Below are 17,273 nucleotides of genomic sequence, written 5' to 3'. Positions count from 1 at the left end.
CTAGGTAAAGCGACGTATAGGGAGCGTAAAGAATCGTAAAGAGTGATTTTTCTCCTCTTCGTTGCGCATCATTCCAATGTAATATTAGGCTATCGGTAACTTACTATAGGTGCCCCCATGGCAAACATTCTTTTAATCGATGACGATATCGAGCTAACCAGCTTATTAAAAGAAGTACTCAGTTTCGAAGGGTTTGACGTCAGCGAAGCAAATGACGGTGAAGCCGGCTTAGCCGCGATCAATGATAAGATTGATTTGATTTTGTTGGATGTCATGATGCCAAAACTCAATGGCATGGAAACGCTGAAACGCTTACGTGAAAATTGGGAAACTCCCGTCTTGATGCTGACCGCTAAAGGGGAAGAAATTGATCGCGTGATCGGCTTGGAACTGGGCGCGGATGATTATTTACCAAAACCTTTTAGTGACCGAGAGCTGTTAGCGCGTATCCGCGCGATTTTACGCCGCACTAGCAGCACACAAAAAAATACCAAAAACAGCGATTGCATTGAGTATCAAGAAATCCGCCTCTATCCCGGTAAGCAAGAAGCGTACTGTGAGCAACAGCTACTCGATCTCACGGCAACCGAGTTTGCGCTACTCACCCACTTCGTACAAAACCCAGGACAAGTGCTGACCAAAGAGACACTGAGCTTAGATGTGCTTGGTAAACGACTCGCTGCTTTTGATCGCGCTATCGATATGCATGTCTCGAACTTACGTAAAAAATTACCAGATCAAAGCAATGGCAAGCCGCGAATTAAAACCCTGCGTGGTCGTGGCTACATGCTGCTTGAGGAGGATTAATGCGCCTATCACGCATCAAACTGCCAAACATCAATAGCCTGTATGGACGCATCTTTGCCATTTTTTGGTTCACCATGTTATTAGTATTGATAGCCGTGCTATCACTGCCACATTTGGACCCACGCAAAGCTCGCGATATTCCAGAAGAACACTACAAACGTATGGTAGAAACGCGTGACTCAATCCAACAAAAATACAGCCAGCAAACTGATTTAGGCCGCATACTTTTTCGTATCGAGGGCAACCGCCACGGCAAGCACGACCCTCGCCCACGAGTGTTTTTTTCTGACTACAGCGGTAATGTTCTTACGACAGAAAAACGCAGCAATTTTCAATTGCGTGCCATGCAAAACTTTGTCACCAGTATCGAAGATTACAATAATCCAAAGCAGAAGCTGTATGGTCGATACATGATTGCGGGCCCAATTCCTATCACTTTGGCAGATTCCGATATCTTGATGTACGTGGGCTTCAAATGGAATGAGCCACCACCTCTACTCCTGCGTCTGTTTGATCACCCATTCCAGCTCTTGCTTGCGGTCATGTTGGTTAGTACACCATTGCTGTTATGGCTTGCTTGGGCTTTGAGTCAGCCTGCACGTCGTCTTGAAGCCGCTGCTCAACGTGTGGCGAAAGGTGAATTTGTCACAGACCCAAATTTAGAAAAAGGCACGGCGGAGTTTCGTCAAGCAGGTAGCAGCTTCAACCAGATGGTCGAAGCGGTTAATCAAATGATTTCAGGACAACAACGTTTGCTATCCGATATCTCTCACGAGCTGCGCTCACCTTTAACTCGTCTGCGCATGGCAAGCGCATTAGCGACGCGTAAACAAGGCGAAAGCCCAGAACTGACTCGTATCGATACCGAAGCGCAGCGCTTGGAACAGATGATCAGCGAACTATTAGAGCTTTCTCGCATGCAGGCGAACAGTCATATGACTCGCGAAACACAGCCACTAGAAAGTTTATGGGAAGAAATCATTAAAGATGCGCAGTTTGAAGCAGAGCAAATGGGCAAACAGCTACACTATTCAGAATTACCTAAGCGCAATATTTCCGGTAACCCTAAACTGCTGATGAGTGCGGTGGAAAATATCGTTCGTAACGCCATTTACTACGGAAAAGATGAGGTACAAATCGACATCAAAGCCGATGACGATACGCTTCGTATCACGGTTGACGATAATGGAGAAGGTGTACCAGAAGAGGAACTGGCCGCGATTTTTCGCCCGTTCTATCGCGTTTCCACGGCACGCGATCGCCACTCTGGCGGCACAGGTCTCGGCCTAACCATTACCGAAAGTGCCATTCGCCAGCACAGTGGCACGATCGCAGCCAGCCGAAGTCCTTTAGGCGGATTGCGTATGAGTATCACCTTACCGATCAATTGTTAGTCTCAATTTGATGAACTAACAATAATTCGCACCATATTTCTAGAGTGAGTGATTCACAGCCCCACCCTCACTTTAGAAATTGGCGAGGCTTCTTAGAATACCCTTACAAAGATCAAAGTTGATAATAATTATCGTTAGCATTAAAGTAAATTTTCCAATTAAGGAGGATTTACTATGTCACATACATTTCCCGCTCTGCCTTACCCGTACGATTCACTAGAGCCGTACATCGACGCGAAAACCATGGAAGTGCATTACAGCAAACACCACAAGACGTACTTTGATAAGTTTGTAAATGCCGTTGAAGGGAGCGAGCTCGAAACTCAGTCATTAGACGAGATCTTTGACAATATCTCTAAGCTCAGTCCAGCAGTACGTAATAATGGTGGCGGCTATTACAACCACATCATTTATTGGAATTGCATGTCACCAAACGGTGGCGGAGAGCCTCAAGGCGCGCTTGCTCAAGCAATTAACGATAAATTTGGTAGCTTTGCGCAATTTAAAGAGGCGTTTGCCCAAGCAGCCATCAATACCTTTGGGTCTGGCTTTGCATGGCTGATCGTAAAAGATGGTGAGATTCACATTACGTCCACCAGCAATCAAGATAACCCTCTGATGGACGTAGTGGATGTGCGCGGTGAACCAATCCTCGCATTAGACGTGTGGGAGCACGCGTATTACATCAGCTACCAAAACCGTCGCCCAGAATATATTGATGCGTGGTGGAACGTCGTCAACTGGCGAGCAGTTGAAGAAAACTATGCTCACGCTCTCTTATAAAGAGCATCGCTACTTACGGTATTAACATCCGCGCTAATGCCTGCTTTCATACCCAGGTCAATCTTGCTGAATCTCGCATATTTCGGTGACTTGGGTATATACTGCCCCTCTCTTTGACCAACTCTATTTCAATACCATGTTTGATATCGCTTTATACGAACCAGAAATCGCGCCGAACACCGGCAACATCATTCGACTATGCGCCAACTGCGGTGCAAACCTTCACTTAATTGAACCTCTGGGTTTCGATCTTGAAGAGAAAAAAGTCCGCCGCGCTGGTTTGGATTACCATGATTTAGCTCGCGTAACGCGTCATAAAAACTATCAAGCGTTCTTAGAATATTTAGAGAAAGAGAAGCAAGGTAACTACCGATTGTTTGCCTGCACCACCAAAACCACAGGTCACCACGTTGATGCACAATACCAAACGGGTGATGTTTTGATGTTTGGTCCAGAAACTCGTGGTTTGCCTGCTGAAATCATCGATAGCTTGCCAATGGAGCAGCGTATTCGCATTCCAATGATGCCAGATGCGCGCAGCCTAAACCTTTCGAATGCCGTTGCGATCATTGCTTTTGAAGCATGGCGTCAAATGGGCTTTGAAGGCGCATTGTAAGCAGCACGAATTCCAAATACAGAAAAGGGCGCTTGGTGCGCCCTTTTGTTTTCTTTACTGACTAACTCAATCAGTTGAGCTTGTTGCGATCATCATCGTCTTTACGCTCGTATTCCCCTTCGAAGGTATTGCCATTATCTGACTGGGAATCAAATGGGTCACGACGGAACGGGTCTTGCTCAAATGGCCCCTGGTTAGAGAAACCACCTTGGAAGCCACCGCCATGCATGGTTTTCACCACCATTTTGCTCATCAAGTATTTAGCTATCGCGGCGCGTGGCGCAGGAAGCAACACCAACATACCAAGGGCATCGGTCATAAAGCCTGGGGTTAACAGTAGCACGCCAGCCACCGCAAGCATTACGCCTTCAAAAATTTGCTGGGCTGGAATTTCACCTTGTTCAAGACGCCCCTGTACTGACATCAGTGTTTGGATACCTTGGCTACGAACCAACGATGCACCGACAAATGCCGTGATTAAGACTAGTGCAATGGTCGGCCATAAACCTAAAAAGCCGCCCACCTGAATAAATAAGCCGATTTCAATGATCGGAACAAAAATAAACGCTAATAATAAGATAGGAAACACACGCCCTCCTTTGTTTAATTCAGTGTAATGGTAAAAGCAGACTAAGCTCAAACGAATCGTTGTAAAAAAGCGTGTTCATACTGGTCTCCTTCTCTTTTAGGCAAAGTAGCAGGAGCACGTTTCATTCAATTGCATACCGATTTTTTCGTGCTTTTAAAGTGCTAATTTCGAACTCTAAAAACTCATGTTTGTCGAGGAAAATCGAGTACCTATAAAGGGTTATTAATAACCCGTTCATACTTTGCAAATTATTGACTCATGAAAAATGAAAAAGGTGATCTAGTTACTATTTTTATGCGCTAGGTGCAGTATCATGTGCCACATAAGTCAGGACGGATTTTCCAGCCAAAAATTCTGATGAATGGATTCTAGATTGCAGAAATGGCTAATAAATAACTTTATTATCAGAATTATCATCTAAGGATCCTGCTATGGCTACCCTATCTGATGCTCCAAAAACAGCAAACCCAGCCACTCGTATTGAAGAAGATCTATTAGGTCAACGTCATGTCCCTGCAGATGCGTACTACGGTATTCATACGCTACGTGCGATCGAGAACTTCAACATCTCTAATATGACCATCTCTGACGTACCAGAATTTGTACGCGGCATGGTAATGACCAAAAAAGCAGCAGCGTTAGCAAACAAAGAACTTGGCGCTATTCCAAAAGACGTTGCAAACTACATCATCGAAGCGTGTGATTTGATCCTAGAAACTGGCAAGTGTATGGATCAGTTCCCATCAGACGTATTCCAAGGCGGTGCAGGCACTTCAGTTAACATGAACACGAACGAAGTGATCGCAAACGTTGCGCTTGAGTTGATGGGTAAAGAGAAAGGCCAATACGAATTTGTTAACCCAAATGACCATGTAAACAAGAGCCAATCAACCAACTGTGCGTACCCAACAGGTTTCCGTATTGCGGTATACAACAGCGTACATAAGCTAATGGAAGCAATTGAGTACCTAAAAGGCGCATTCGAACTTAAAGCCGTTGAGTTTAAAGATGTACTGAAAATGGGCCGTACTCAGCTTCAAGACGCAGTACCAATGACAGTAGGTCAAGAGTTCCATGCGTGGGCGGTAACACTAAACGAAGAGATTCGTGCTCTAGATTACACATCTAAACTCCTCCTAGAAATCAACCTAGGCGCAACCGCAATCGGTACTGGTCTAAATACACCAACTGGCTACCAAGCACTTGCAGTAAAACACCTAGCGGAAGTAACAGGCCTTGACGTTGTTGCAGCAGAAGACCTTATCGAAGCAACGTCTGACTGTGGTGCATACGTAATGACTCACGGCGCGCTAAAACGCCTAGCAGTGAAACTATCGAAGATCTGTAACGACCTTCGTCTACTTTCTTCTGGTCCTCGTGCGGGTCTAAATGAATTGAACCTACCTGAAATGCAAGCAGGCTCTTCAATCATGCCAGCTAAAGTAAACCCAGTTATCCCAGAAGTAGTAAACCAAGTTTGCTTCAAAGTTCTCGGTAACGACAACACGGTTTCTTTCGCAGCAGAAGGCGGTCAGCTACAGCTAAATGTAATGGAACCAGTTATCGCACAAAGTGTGTTTGAGTCTATCTCTCTACTACACAACGCGTGTGTGAACCTACGTGATAAATGTATCGACGGCATCACTGTGAACAAAGAAGTTTGCGAAAACTACGTTTACAACTCTATCGGTATCGTCACTTACCTAAACCCATACATCGGCCACCACGAAGGTGACATCGTAGGTAAGATTTGTGCGGAAACTGGTAAAAGTGTTCGTGAAGTCGTGCTAGAGCGCGGTCTGCTTACAGCAGAGGAGCTTGATGAAATCTTGTCAGTAGAAAACTTCATGCATCCTACTTACAAAGCAAAACGTTACGAGTAATAACGAATCCGAAGGGGGCCACTCAGGCCCCTTTTTTAGGCTCTCATACGGTTAACCACATTTTTTATATGCTTTTATTGCCGCTAAACCACTAGGTTCTCATTCTCTGAGCATTTACTCCTGTTCCTGAGTGTTCAAAAAATCAGAATCAAATAAAAAACTAAAGAGGTATCAATATGGTCATGGTCGAACTCTTCGTGGTTCTGCTCTTCATCTATTTGGGGGCAAGAATCGGTGGTATCGGCATTGGTTTTGCCGGTGGTGCTGGGGTCATTGCGTTGTCTTTGATCTTGGGCGTACCAACAAGCCAAGCTTACATTCCCGTTGACGTAATTTTGATCATCATGTCTGTAATCACCGCTATCGCAGCAATGCAAGTAGCTGGTGGTTTAGACTGGATGGTGCAAGTTGCTGAAAACTTTTTGCGCAAGCATCCTGAGCGCATCACCTTTTATGCGCCTATCGTAACTTACCTAATGACATTAATGGCGGGTACTGGCCACACGGCATTCTCTACTTTGCCAGTGATTGCAGAAGTAGCGAAAGGCCAAGGCGTGCGCCCTTCTCGTCCACTGTCTATCGCGGTCGTAGCATCGCAAATCGCTATCACCGCATCACCAATCTCAGCGGCTGTTGTAGCGTTCGCGGCAATGCTGCACCCATTTGGCGTTGACTACCTAACACTACTAGCAATCTGTATCCCAACGACGTTCATCGCGTGCATGATCGGTGCGTTCGTGGCGAACTTCATGGGCTGTGAGCTAAAAGACGATGCTGAATACCAAGAGCGTCTAGAAAAAGGCTTAATCAAGCTAAATACAGAAGCAAAACGCGAAATCCTACCAACAGCGAAGAAAGCGACATTCATCTTCCTAGGCGCAATCGCATTCGTAGTATGTTACGCAGCCGCAATCTCTGGCTCTGTGGGTCTTATAGAGAACCCTGCTCTAGGCCGTAACGAAGCTATCATGACGGTAATGCTCGCAGCTGCGGCAGCTATCGTAATGAGCTGTAAAATCGATGCTGGCAAAATCCCAGCCGCAGCAACATTCCGCTCTGGTATGACAGCGTGTGTGTGTGTTCTTGGTGTGGCATGGCTAGGTTCTACGTTCGTTAACGCGCACGTTGACGGCATCAAAGAAGTTGCGGGTGCGCTACTAGCAGACTACCCATGGATGCTAGCACTTGTTCTATTCTTCGCTTCAATGCTGCTTTACTCTCAAGGTGCAACCACGGTTGCGCTAATGCCAGCAGCACTTGCTATCGGTGTGGCACCACTTACCGCAGTTGCATCTTTCGCAGCAGTAAGTGCGCTATTCGTGCTGCCAACTTACCCAACGCTACTTGCCGCGGTTGAGATGGACGACACGGGTTCAACTCGTATCGGTAAGTACGTATTCAACCACCCATTCTTTGTACCTGGTGTGGTAACCATCGCTTCTGCGGTAGCACTTGGCTTCGCATTCGGTGGTCTACTGATCTAGTAGAAACAGAGTCTTACTCGGGGAGCTTCGGCTCCCTTTTTTATTGCCTGTTGTCTTGATTTATGCTCAATAAATCTTCATTTTCATGAAACTTATTGACTCGCCTCCGGGTCTGATTGAGTTACACTAACGGCAATTATCTAAGATGAATTGACTCTTTTATGCGCGCATTACTTTCCGTTTTACTCTTAGGGCTCATTACCTTTTCCACTCCGTCTTTAGCTTTATTTGGCAAAGACCAGTTTAACAGTAGCCAGAACAACAGTTTTGGTACCAGCAGCGACAGTTTTGTTCCTGTTGATCAGGCGTTTCCATTTAACTTCTACCAGCAAGATGACAAATTGATGCTCGATTGGCAGGTACGTGACGGGTACTACCTATATCAAGAGCGCTTGTCTGTAGCTGGTGAGAAAGTATCGCTAGGCGAGCTGCAAATGGAAGACGGCACACCGCATAAAGATGAATTCTTTGGTGACGTGCATATCTATACTCAACCTCTCTTCGTTAATGTACCAATGCATGATTGGCAAGACGGTGCTCGCGTAGTCGTGCAATACCAAGGTTGTGCGAAAGCAGGCTTCTGTTACCCGCCAGAAACTCGCGTGATTCCTATCAGCGCGTTTACTTCGTCGAACTCAGATTCAACAACGGCGACAACTGCATCAAAAGCAGAACAGGCACCAACAGCAACGCCACCAGCGGCGCAATCATCTACGTCTGGTGACACATCATCGGCGCCAGTAACACAGCAAGATAGCCTTGCAGCCAACCTTGCTGATAACTGGTGGACACCACTTCTGTTCTTAGCGCTTGGTGTGGGCTTGGCGTTTACACCTTGTGTGCTGCCGATGTACCCAATTCTGACCAGCATAGTGCTTGGCAGTGGTAAACTAAGCCAACGCCGCGCGCTAGGCTTGTCATTCGTCTACGTGCAAGGCATGGCACTGACTTACACCCTACTCGGCCTTGTGGTGGCATCTGCAGGTATGCAGTTCCAAGCGGCAATGCAACACCCTTATGTGCTGATTGGTTTGAGCGTACTGTTCATCGCACTCGCTTTGTCTATGTTTGGTCTGTACTCATTACAGCTACCAAGCAACGTTCAAACGTGGTTAAACAACCTCAGCAACAAACAGCAAGGCGGCAGCAGTGCAGGCGTATTCGCCATGGGGGCGATTTCTGGACTGGTGTGCTCACCATGTACCACGGCACCTCTGTCTGGTGCGCTACTTTACGTTGCACAAAGCGGCGATTTGCTTACCGGTGGTATCGCGTTATACGCGCTGGCGATGGGCATGGGTATTCCGCTGATTCTTGTTGCGGTCTTCGGCAACAAACTGCTACCAAAAGCAGGTGGTTGGATGGACCGAGTGAAAACACTCTTCGGCTTTATTCTGCTTGCCGCACCTATCTTCTTACTAGAACGTATCATGCCAGAAATGTGGTCAACGATTCTGTGGTCAGCACTGGGTATTGCTGCTTTTGGTTGGCTATACCACATCAAAAACAGTCTAGAGTTTGGTGGCTGGAAACAAAGTGCCGTGGGCATAATCGCCGTCTTAGGTTTGCTAGCCTCAGCACAACCTATTTTAAATTACTGGTTTGGCAACAGCACAACACAAACTCAGCAAGCCACTGTTAGCTTTACTCGCATTGCTAACGTGGCGGAGCTTGAAGAACAACTGGCACTTGCGAAAGCGGCAGGTAAACCCGTCATGCTCGATTTCTACGCCGATTGGTGTGTAGCATGTAAAGAGTTTGAAAAGTACACCTTCCATGACCCAAGCGTCGAAGCCAAACTGCAAGACTTCGTTCTTCTGCAAGCGGACGTGACCAAAAACCAAGTGCAAGACATCGAACTACTGAAGCACATGAGTGTGCTTGGTTTACCAACAATTGAGTTTTGGGATGCCAGTGGTGAACGCGTTTCAAACGCTCGTTTGACGGGCTTTATGCAAGCCGAGCCTTTCTTAGAGCATATCAAGCAGTTCTGATAACCAGATATTCAAACGCCAGTGATGTCCACTGGCGTTTTTTATTGCTCAGATTTGAATAAGAACATTGCGTTTATATGCAATTTTCCTAATAAAAGTCGATTTGGTTCAGACTTTTAGCGAATAAATATTGTCCACTCTCTCAAAGCTGGACAATAATAAATTTAACTAAATAGTCAAAAGTGTTTAACGTCATGGATTCGACCTACACCATCATTATTGCAGATGATCACCCACTCTTCCGGAATGCCTTGTTTCAATCTATCCACATGGCTATTAGTGGTGCAAATTTGCTGGAAGCGGACTCACTCGACGCACTTCTGGCTTTGTTGGAGCGAGAGGAAGAGCCAGATTTAGTGCTATTGGATCTCAAAATGCCAGGAGCAAATGGTATGTCTGGCTTGATTCATTTGCGAGCAGAGCATCCAGATTTACCTATCGTCGTCGTTTCAGCGAGTGAAGAGCCGGCGATCGTGACGCAGGTGAAAAGCCATGGTGCATTTGGTTTTATTCCCAAGTCCAGCGACATGCGCGAATTAGTGAACGCGCTCAATCAAGTGCTGAATGGCGACCCATACTTCCCTGAAGGGTTGATCACCAATAACGCGGCATGTAATGACTTAGCGGAAAAGATTGCTGCGCTAACACCGCAGCAATATAAAGTGTTGGGAATGTTGTCCGATGGCTTGCTGAACAAGCAAATCGCTTACGAATTGAATGTTTCAGAAGCCACCATAAAAGCGCACATGACAGCGATTTTCCGTAAGCTCGGTGTAAAGAACCGCACGCAAGCCGTGATTATGCTGACGGAAATGAGCGACTAGATTGACGTCTTATCGTCAGACTTACTTTTTTCGCTTGGCAATCGGATACCGACTTTAGTGACCTGCTGATCAACAACATCAGCGACGATCCAATGCAAACCTTGCCACTCGAAATGGTCTCCCAATACTGGCGTGCTACCTAATTGCTCTTCGACAAGGTTTCTCAAACTTTTATCCAGCGGTTCATCCCCCAGATTCAAACCATACATCACGGCAATATCGGCAAGCTTCACTTCAATATCGAGGAAGAAGTCACCGAAGAATCGCGCTAGCGACGCTTTCTCTGGGGCTTCACTAAACAGTAAGCTCAGTGCATCTAAATCCTTTTCTTGTGCTAATACACACAAGGTATCATCTTCCTCAAGACGCGTACTGCCGGATGGGTGCAATAGCTCTTTACTGCGAAATACAGCGGCGATACGCGTTCCTTCCGGCATCGAAAGACTACGTAATGGCTCACCAATGCACCATTTATCTGCTTTAAGTCTATAGATAAACAGCTCCCACTCACTGGTCGGGTAAATCTCTACACCCGTACGCGAAATTGGCTCAGGCTTAGAAGGTAGCTCGACCTTTGCAAGAGACATCGCCTTAGTCAACGTGCCCCCTTGTACTATCAAAGACACCATTACTACAAAGAATGCCAAATTGAAGTACAGTTGAGCATCTGGCAACCCTGCCATCATCGGAAATACCGCGAGGATGATAGGTACAGCACCACGCAGTCCTACCCAAGAGACAAACCACTTTTCACGTGGCGTGAAACTCTTGAATGGCAGTAAACCAATCCAAACTGAGATTGGTCGGGCAAACAAAATCATCCCGAAAGCAAGCGCAAGACCTGGCAACGCAATAGAGAGTAAATTAGATGGTGTAACCAACAAACCAAGCACCAAGAACATACCAATTTGAGCTAGCCACGTCATACCATCTAAAACATGAAGAATAGAGTGGCGGCTGCGTGTTGGACGGTTACCTAATAAAAGACCAACAAGGTAAATCGACAAAATACCACTGCCACCCAAAGTGTTAGATAAAGCGAAAATAAGCAAGCCACCACTGACCGTTAAAATAGAATACAGCCCATCTGGTAATTGATTGCGATTGATAACTTTCCATAAGATCCAGCCACCAGCGAAGCCAAGTAACGCGCCGATACCAAACTGCTTAAGAAAACTGAACGCCAAAAAGCCCGCACTTAAATCTGCGCCAGGGTTCGCTAAAATAGCAATCAGAGTTACGGTCAGAAACACCGCCATAGGGTCATTGGTGCCGGATTCAATTTCCAGCGTTGAACCAACACGTTCGTTCAGGCTACGACCTTTGAGTAGAGAGAAGACCGCGGCAGCATCGGTGGAGCCAACAATCGCACCAACCAATATGCCTTGCAATAAATCTAAGTCGAATAACCACGTTGCCATCAGCCCGGTCAAAATGGTGGTGATCGCAACGCCAAATGTCGCCAAAGAGACCGAGGGCCATAACGCAACCCTAAAGCTGGCGACCCGCGTTCTCATCCCACCATCAAGCAAAATGATGGCTAATGCGAGGTTACTAACCAAATAAGCGATCGAAAAGTTATCGAATAAAATGCCGCCTAAGCCGTCTTCCCCCGCTAGCATTCCAACGGCTAAAAATACCAAAAGAATTGGGATTCCCAACTTAGAAGACACTGGGCTTAAAAGAACGCTAAGTGCGATTAACAACGCACCTATTAGAAAAAAACTGTTAATGGTGTCTGCGTCCATTCTCACCCTCCCTTAATGAAAAACGATAATAATTGTGATGAGCAAGGCTACTTCGTTAATGAGGTAATGCCCTAATCTGCCTCCCCTTTACACCGTCTCAAAATGCGAGGTTGTACGAGAATGACTCAGTTATATTACTTTATTGTGCGTTAAAACGGTGATTTGATGCGAAAACTTTATGTAAATAAATTACTTGTGAGCTTTCTTATCTACGCCTTCTCTCATTAAGAGCCACAAGATCACCACCAATACTTACACAGCATCTCCAAGTTCAATGAAGAAAAGATTAATGGCCAGTCTTAATCATGCTTGTTTATCCAATCAACCTTTAGACCTTTGGCTAACTTAACAGTTTATTAACATAACATTTTACCCCTTTGTTCGCTGAAAAAGCCCATAATATGGGGGTTCTTCATTTTTAACACCCCGACTAAAGTTGAAAAGAGTTATTGCCAACACCTTGCTAATGTACATATTGAAACATTTCATTAACAACAATACCAATCGTAAGGAGACGGCAATGGCATTTGAAAGCGAAGAAAGAGCCAAAGCCTATTGGGACAAAAACGTGAAGCTCATGATCGGCCTAATGGTCATCTGGTTCGTCGTGTCTTTCGGCTGCGGCATTTTATTTGTCGACGTACTAAATCAATTTCAACTAGGCGGCTACAAACTCGGTTTCTGGTTTGCTCAACAAGGCTCCATCTATGCCTTCCTAGGAATTATTTTCTATTACGCATGGAAGATGCGCCAAATTGACCGTGAATTCGGCGTGGACGAATAAGGAGTCACTCAGATGGATTTGAAAACTATTACTTACCTGGTCGTTGGCGCCACGTTCATCCTGTACATCGGGATTGCTATTTGGGCTCGCGCCGGCTCAACCAAAGAGTTTTATGTTGCTGGTGGCGGTGTAAACCCGATTGCAAATGGTATGGCAACCGCAGCCGATTGGATGTCCGCAGCGTCGTTTATCTCAATGGCAGGCTTAATTGCCTTCATGGGCTATGGCGGCTCAGTATTTCTCATGGGTTGGACTGGTGGTTACGTTCTGCTTGCGCTGTTGCTAGCACCTTACCTACGCAAATTTGGGAAGTTTACGGTGCCAGAGTTTGTTGGTGAACGCTTTTACTCCAATACCGCACGTATCGTAGCGGTTGTTTGTCTTATCATCGCATCAGTGACTTATGTTATCGGTCAGATGAAAGGCGTAGGTGTTGCGTTTGGTCGCTTCTTAGAAGTGGACTACTCCACTGGCCTATTAATTGGTATGTGTATCGTTTTCATGTACGCGGTTCTTGGCGGCATGAAAGGCATCACTTACACGCAGATTGCTCAATATTGCGTACTCATTCTTGCTTACACTATCCCTGCAATCTTTATCTCTCTGCAACTCACTGGTAACCCAATCCCACAAATTGGTCTAGGGAGTACCATGGCTGGTACCGATGTCTATCTACTCGATCGGCTTGACCAAGTGGTGACCGAACTCGGATTCAGTGAATACACGACCCAAGTACGTGGCGACACACTTAATATGTTTGTCTACACCATGTCACTGATGATTGGTACTGCCGGTCTACCACACGTAATTATCCGTTTCTTTACCGTGCCGAAGGTTCGCGACGCACGTACATCAGCAGGCTGGGCTCTGATCTTCATCGCAATCCTTTACACTACAGCACCAGCGGTATCAGCGATGGCTCGTCTCAACCTAATGAATACGGTAAATCCAGCTCCGGGTCAGCACCTAGCGTATGACGAGCGTCCTGCGTGGTTCAAAAACTGGGAAACAACTGGACTACTCGGTTTTGACGATAAAAATGGCGATGGCAATATCCAATACACTTCAGATGCGTCCACCAACGAACTGCGCGTTGATAACGACATCATGGTATTGGCTAACCCAGAGATCGCTAAACTACCAAACTGGGTGATTGCACTTGTGGCAGCAGGTGGTCTTGCAGCTGCACTATCTACCGCAGCAGGTTTACTACTCGCCATTTCTTCAGCTATTTCCCATGACTTAATCAAAGGGGTTATCAATCCGAACATATCCGAGAAAAAAGAGCTACTTGCTAGTCGAATATCAATGGCAGTAGCGATAGCAGCCGCAGGCTATCTCGGTTTAAATCCGCCTGGATTTGCCGCAGGTACGGTAGCACTCGCCTTTGGTCTTGCCGCTTCATCCATCTTCCCTGCATTGATGATGGGCATCTTCAGCAAGAGCATCAACAAAGAAGGCGCAATCGCCGGTATGATTGCGGGTATCAGTATTACGCTGTTCTACGTATTCCAACACAAAGGCATCCTTTTCGTTGCTGATTGGAAATATCTAGAAAGCTGGGGAACAAACTGGTTCCTAGGTATTGAGCCAAACGCGTTTGGTGCTATTGGCGCACTATTTAACTTCATCGTCGCATTCGCTGTATCCAAAGTAACAGCAGAAACGCCACAAGAAGTAAAAGACCTAGTCGAACACGTTCGCGTGCCAGTAGGTGCTGGTAGTGCAGTGGATCACTAAAAACTAATCAAAACCACAAAAGCCCCGTTTGGAACCAGCCGTCCGGGGCTTTTTTATTCTCACTTTTCAGTTACCATATTCGCAGTATGTCGTTGCAAGGAAGCCAAGATGTTCAAAAACAAGCACTTTATTCTCGCTCTACTGATTGCGCCAGTTCTCTCTTTGATCGCTTACTTCGGTACCGATATGGCCCTCAGCGAGAAACCCCACGCGGCGCAAGAAGGGGAAACTTACAAACTCGCGAGTAAGTCTAATTGTCGTTACACCAGTGGTCTGTGTGATATGGAAAATGGCGATTTTAAAGTGAAATTTCGCTCTGAAAAACTCACTAAAAATAACTTAGAATTGTCACTCAACGCCGCTTACCCACTCGAAGGGGTTAAAGTTTCTATTGTGAGTGACAAAGAGAAAAACGCTCAACCGATTGATATGAAGCCCGCCGATCAAGCAGGCCAAAGCTGGTATATCACCTTACCAAAGCCTGCATCTGCAGAAAGCTGGTTAAGAGTCGTCATTCAATCAGGCGGCACACTGTATTATGGTGAAACACAAACCGCATTTGTGAAGTACGAAACCTTATTTACTGAATAACGGCGACAAGCTAATTCACCGGTCTTCAAACGACAGTGACTTAGTTTCACTCAGCATAAATGAATTCCTACTCAGCCGACGCCTTTGCGTCGGCTTTTGTTTCCGTAAGTCTTTCTTCAACAACCTCTTACTCTAAAAAGGGTTGCCAACTCACAACTTAATTGATAATAATTATCATTACATTTGATAAGAGGTGGTTATGGACAACAAACGGGACATCTTTAACGCATTTTTTAAAGCCCAAGATAGATTCCTTCTCGCCGCACCACATGGCTTTGAGCCAGACGTGATTCATGACTATATTCATTGGGGAATGGTGTTGTCTTCCTGTTATGAACACGATGCCGATGAAGAAAATCTATTGTTGTGTGAGCTGTTTTTACGTCAGGTTTATTTCCATTTACTAGACGCAATTCAAGACTCAACTCGCAGTCGTATCTTCCGTCGTGTCTGTCTCGATTCTATCCATACGCCATTATTTTGCCTCAAACGCTATTACTACCAGTTTGAACAAGGCGACGTGAAGTTTCTCGCACTACAACAACAATTACGCCTGATTCAAATCTCACTCGATTAACCAAAAGGATCCCTACCATGAGCACCGAATTCCGCATAGAAACTGACAGTATGGGCGAAGTAACGGTCCCTGCAGATGCTCTCTACCAAGCCCAGACTCAACGCGCCGTCGATAACTTCTCATTCAGTCAACATAAAATGCCATCTGGTTTTATCAAAGCGTTAGCACACATCAAGCAGACTGCGGCACTCACCAACGCACAGCTAGGGCTGCTTGAAGGAGATATTGCCAACGCGATTGCTGACGCAGCTCAAGCAATTATCGAAGGCAATCATATTGAGCAATTCCCAATTGACGTATTTCAAACCGGATCAGGCACTAGCTCAAATATGAATGCGAATGAAGTAATTGCAACACTGGCCTCCCAGCATCTAGGCGGCACTGTCAGCCCTAATGATCACGTCAACATGGGACAAAGCAGCAACGATGTGGTACCGACGGCCATTCAAGTTAGCGCAGCATTAGCCATTGAAAAACAGCTCTTCCCGGCCCTGTCACACCTAAGCCAAACACTAGAGTCTAAGCAACAAGCATTGAAAGATGTTGTAAAAACCGGTCGCACCCACTTAATGGATGCGATGCCAATTACCTTTGCTCAAGAACTTGGCGGTTGGCAGTTCCAAATCGAGCACGCAAAACAAGCGATTGAACAAGCACTTCCTGCTGTAAAAGCCTTAGCCCAAGGTGGTACGGCAGTTGGAACGGGGATCAATGCCGATCCACGCTTTGCGGACTTATTCGCTAGCAACCTAACCCAGTCAACTCGTATTCAGTTCACGGCCAGTGATAACTTCTTTTTCAATTTAAGCAGTCAAGATGCGATCGTCGCTCTGTCGGGACAGCTCAAAACAGCAGCAGTTGCGATCATGAAGATCGCAAACGATCTTCGTTGGATGAATTCAGGCCCATTGGCTGGTTTAGGTGAGATTGAATTACAAGGCTTGCAACCGGGTTCTTCCATCATGCCTGGCAAAGTAAATCCTGTGATCCCAGAAGCCGCAGCTATGGCATCAGCGCAAGTCATTGGTAATGACACCACCATTACCGTCGCAGGCCAAGCGGGCAACTTCCAGCTTAACGTCATGCTGCCAGTTATTGCTCATAACGTATTGGAGAGCATCGAGTTACTCTCTAACAGCGCAACCGCTTTAGCTGACAAAGCCATTGCGACGTTTGAAGTTCGCCAAGATAACTTGGATGTAGCACTCGCCAAAAACCCAATTTTGGTCACGGCTCTCAACCCGGTCATTGGTTACCTAAAAGCGGCAGAAGTCGCGAAAAAAGCCTACAAACAGGGACGCGCGATTATTGATGTCGCGGAAGAAGAAACTGATTTGGATAGAGCCACACTAGAGCGATTGCTTAATCCAGCCAAACTGACCCAAGGCGGCGTCGCAGAATAAGCGGCAAACTCAGCCTATCAACTAAGATTACAAACATCGAGACCTCCATTCGGAGG

At 46.1% G+C, this 17,273-nt stretch carries 15 protein-coding genes; 13 read left to right on the top strand and 2 right to left on the bottom strand.

Annotation, left to right across the window (positions count from 1 at the left end; all coding sequences use genetic code 11):
• Positions 1-117 precede the first annotated feature (117 nt).
• From R7D93_RS22380 to trmL, 4 genes are all read left to right on the top strand, one after another.
• A complete protein-coding gene (locus R7D93_RS22380) occupies positions 118-807 on the top strand; it encodes a response regulator (RefSeq protein WP_005382384.1) in 690 nt (229 codons plus the stop codon).
• Complete coding sequence (gene cpxA, locus R7D93_RS22375; RefSeq protein WP_170894109.1) at positions 807-2,201, top strand: envelope stress sensor histidine kinase CpxA; 1,395 nt, start codon at positions 807-809, stop codon at positions 2,199-2,201. Before R7D93_RS22380 ends, cpxA begins: the two co-directional genes overlap by 1 nt.
• A 174-nt stretch (positions 2,202-2,375) precedes the next feature.
• Positions 2,376-2,984, top strand: a complete 609-nt coding sequence (locus tag R7D93_RS22370) for a superoxide dismutase (protein WP_005382382.1) — start codon at positions 2,376-2,378, stop codon at positions 2,982-2,984.
• 136 nt (positions 2,985-3,120) lie between these two features.
• On the top strand, positions 3,121-3,600 hold the full coding sequence (trmL, locus tag R7D93_RS22365) for a tRNA (uridine(34)/cytosine(34)/5-carboxymethylaminomethyluridine(34)-2'-O)-methyltransferase TrmL (RefSeq protein ID WP_025768811.1): 480 nt from the start codon (positions 3,121-3,123) through the stop codon (positions 3,598-3,600).
• Between the two features lie 70 nt (positions 3,601-3,670).
• Here the strand turns inward: trmL and R7D93_RS22360 are convergent, their stop codons facing one another.
• On the bottom strand, positions 3,671-4,189 hold the full coding sequence (locus R7D93_RS22360) for an FxsA family protein (protein ID WP_033907286.1): 519 nt from the start codon (positions 4,187-4,189) through the stop codon (positions 3,671-3,673).
• Between the two features lie 431 nt (positions 4,190-4,620).
• Here R7D93_RS22360 and aspA point away from each other — a divergent pair, with 431 nt between their 5' ends.
• The 4 genes from aspA (at position 4,621) to R7D93_RS22340 (ending at position 10,374) form a co-directional block, all read left to right on the top strand.
• Entirely contained in the window at positions 4,621-6,072 is a 1,452-nt protein-coding gene (gene aspA, locus R7D93_RS22355) for an aspartate ammonia-lyase (protein WP_005382379.1), read from the top strand.
• Positions 6,073-6,248: 176 nt separating this feature from the next.
• On the top strand, positions 6,249-7,556 hold the full coding sequence (locus tag R7D93_RS22350; RefSeq protein ID WP_005382378.1) for an anaerobic C4-dicarboxylate transporter: 1,308 nt from the start codon (positions 6,249-6,251) through the stop codon (positions 7,554-7,556).
• A gap of 161 nt (positions 7,557-7,717) precedes the next feature.
• Entirely contained in the window at positions 7,718-9,550 is a 1,833-nt protein-coding gene (locus R7D93_RS22345; RefSeq protein ID WP_205461570.1) for a protein-disulfide reductase DsbD, read from the top strand.
• A gap of 194 nt (positions 9,551-9,744) precedes the next feature.
• Entirely contained in the window at positions 9,745-10,374 is a 630-nt protein-coding gene (locus R7D93_RS22340; RefSeq protein WP_005382375.1) for a response regulator, read from the top strand.
• Here the strand turns inward: R7D93_RS22340 and R7D93_RS22335 are convergent.
• A complete protein-coding gene (locus R7D93_RS22335; RefSeq protein WP_138940504.1) occupies positions 10,371-12,122 on the bottom strand; it encodes a potassium/proton antiporter in 1,752 nt (583 codons plus the stop codon). The two genes, R7D93_RS22340 and R7D93_RS22335, sit on opposite strands and share 4 nt — an antisense overlap.
• A gap of 520 nt (positions 12,123-12,642) precedes the next feature.
• On the opposite strand from R7D93_RS22335, the gene R7D93_RS22330 reads away from it, so the two are divergent.
• The 5 genes from R7D93_RS22330 to R7D93_RS22310 all read left to right on the top strand — a co-directional run bounded on the left by R7D93_RS22330 (position 12,643) and on the right by R7D93_RS22310 (position 17,217).
• On the top strand, positions 12,643-12,906 hold the full coding sequence (locus tag R7D93_RS22330) for a DUF4212 domain-containing protein (protein WP_005382373.1): 264 nt from the start codon (positions 12,643-12,645) through the stop codon (positions 12,904-12,906).
• Between the two features lie 12 nt (positions 12,907-12,918).
• Entirely contained in the window at positions 12,919-14,646 is a 1,728-nt protein-coding gene (locus R7D93_RS22325; protein WP_005382372.1) for a sodium:solute symporter family protein, read from the top strand.
• A gap of 108 nt (positions 14,647-14,754) precedes the next feature.
• Positions 14,755-15,237, top strand: a complete 483-nt coding sequence (locus R7D93_RS22320; protein WP_005382371.1) for a hypothetical protein — start codon at positions 14,755-14,757, stop codon at positions 15,235-15,237.
• Positions 15,238-15,436: 199 nt separating this feature from the next.
• The gene (locus R7D93_RS22315; RefSeq protein WP_005382370.1) at positions 15,437-15,814 is read left to right on the top strand and encodes a hypothetical protein; all 378 of its coding nucleotides are present in this window, start codon (positions 15,437-15,439) and stop codon (positions 15,812-15,814) included.
• A gap of 17 nt (positions 15,815-15,831) precedes the next feature.
• Positions 15,832-17,217, top strand: coding sequence for a class II fumarate hydratase (locus R7D93_RS22310; RefSeq protein WP_017635560.1), 1,386 nt, complete (start codon positions 15,832-15,834; stop codon positions 17,215-17,217).
• Positions 17,218-17,273: the final 56 nt, after the last annotated feature.

The organism is Vibrio sp. YT-15, assembly GCF_033337445.1.
Taxonomy (GTDB): Bacteria; Pseudomonadota; Gammaproteobacteria; order Enterobacterales; family Vibrionaceae; genus Vibrio; species Vibrio alginolyticus.
Note: the sequence above shows the minus strand (reverse complement) of the source record. Positions and strands in the feature narration are given on the sequence as shown.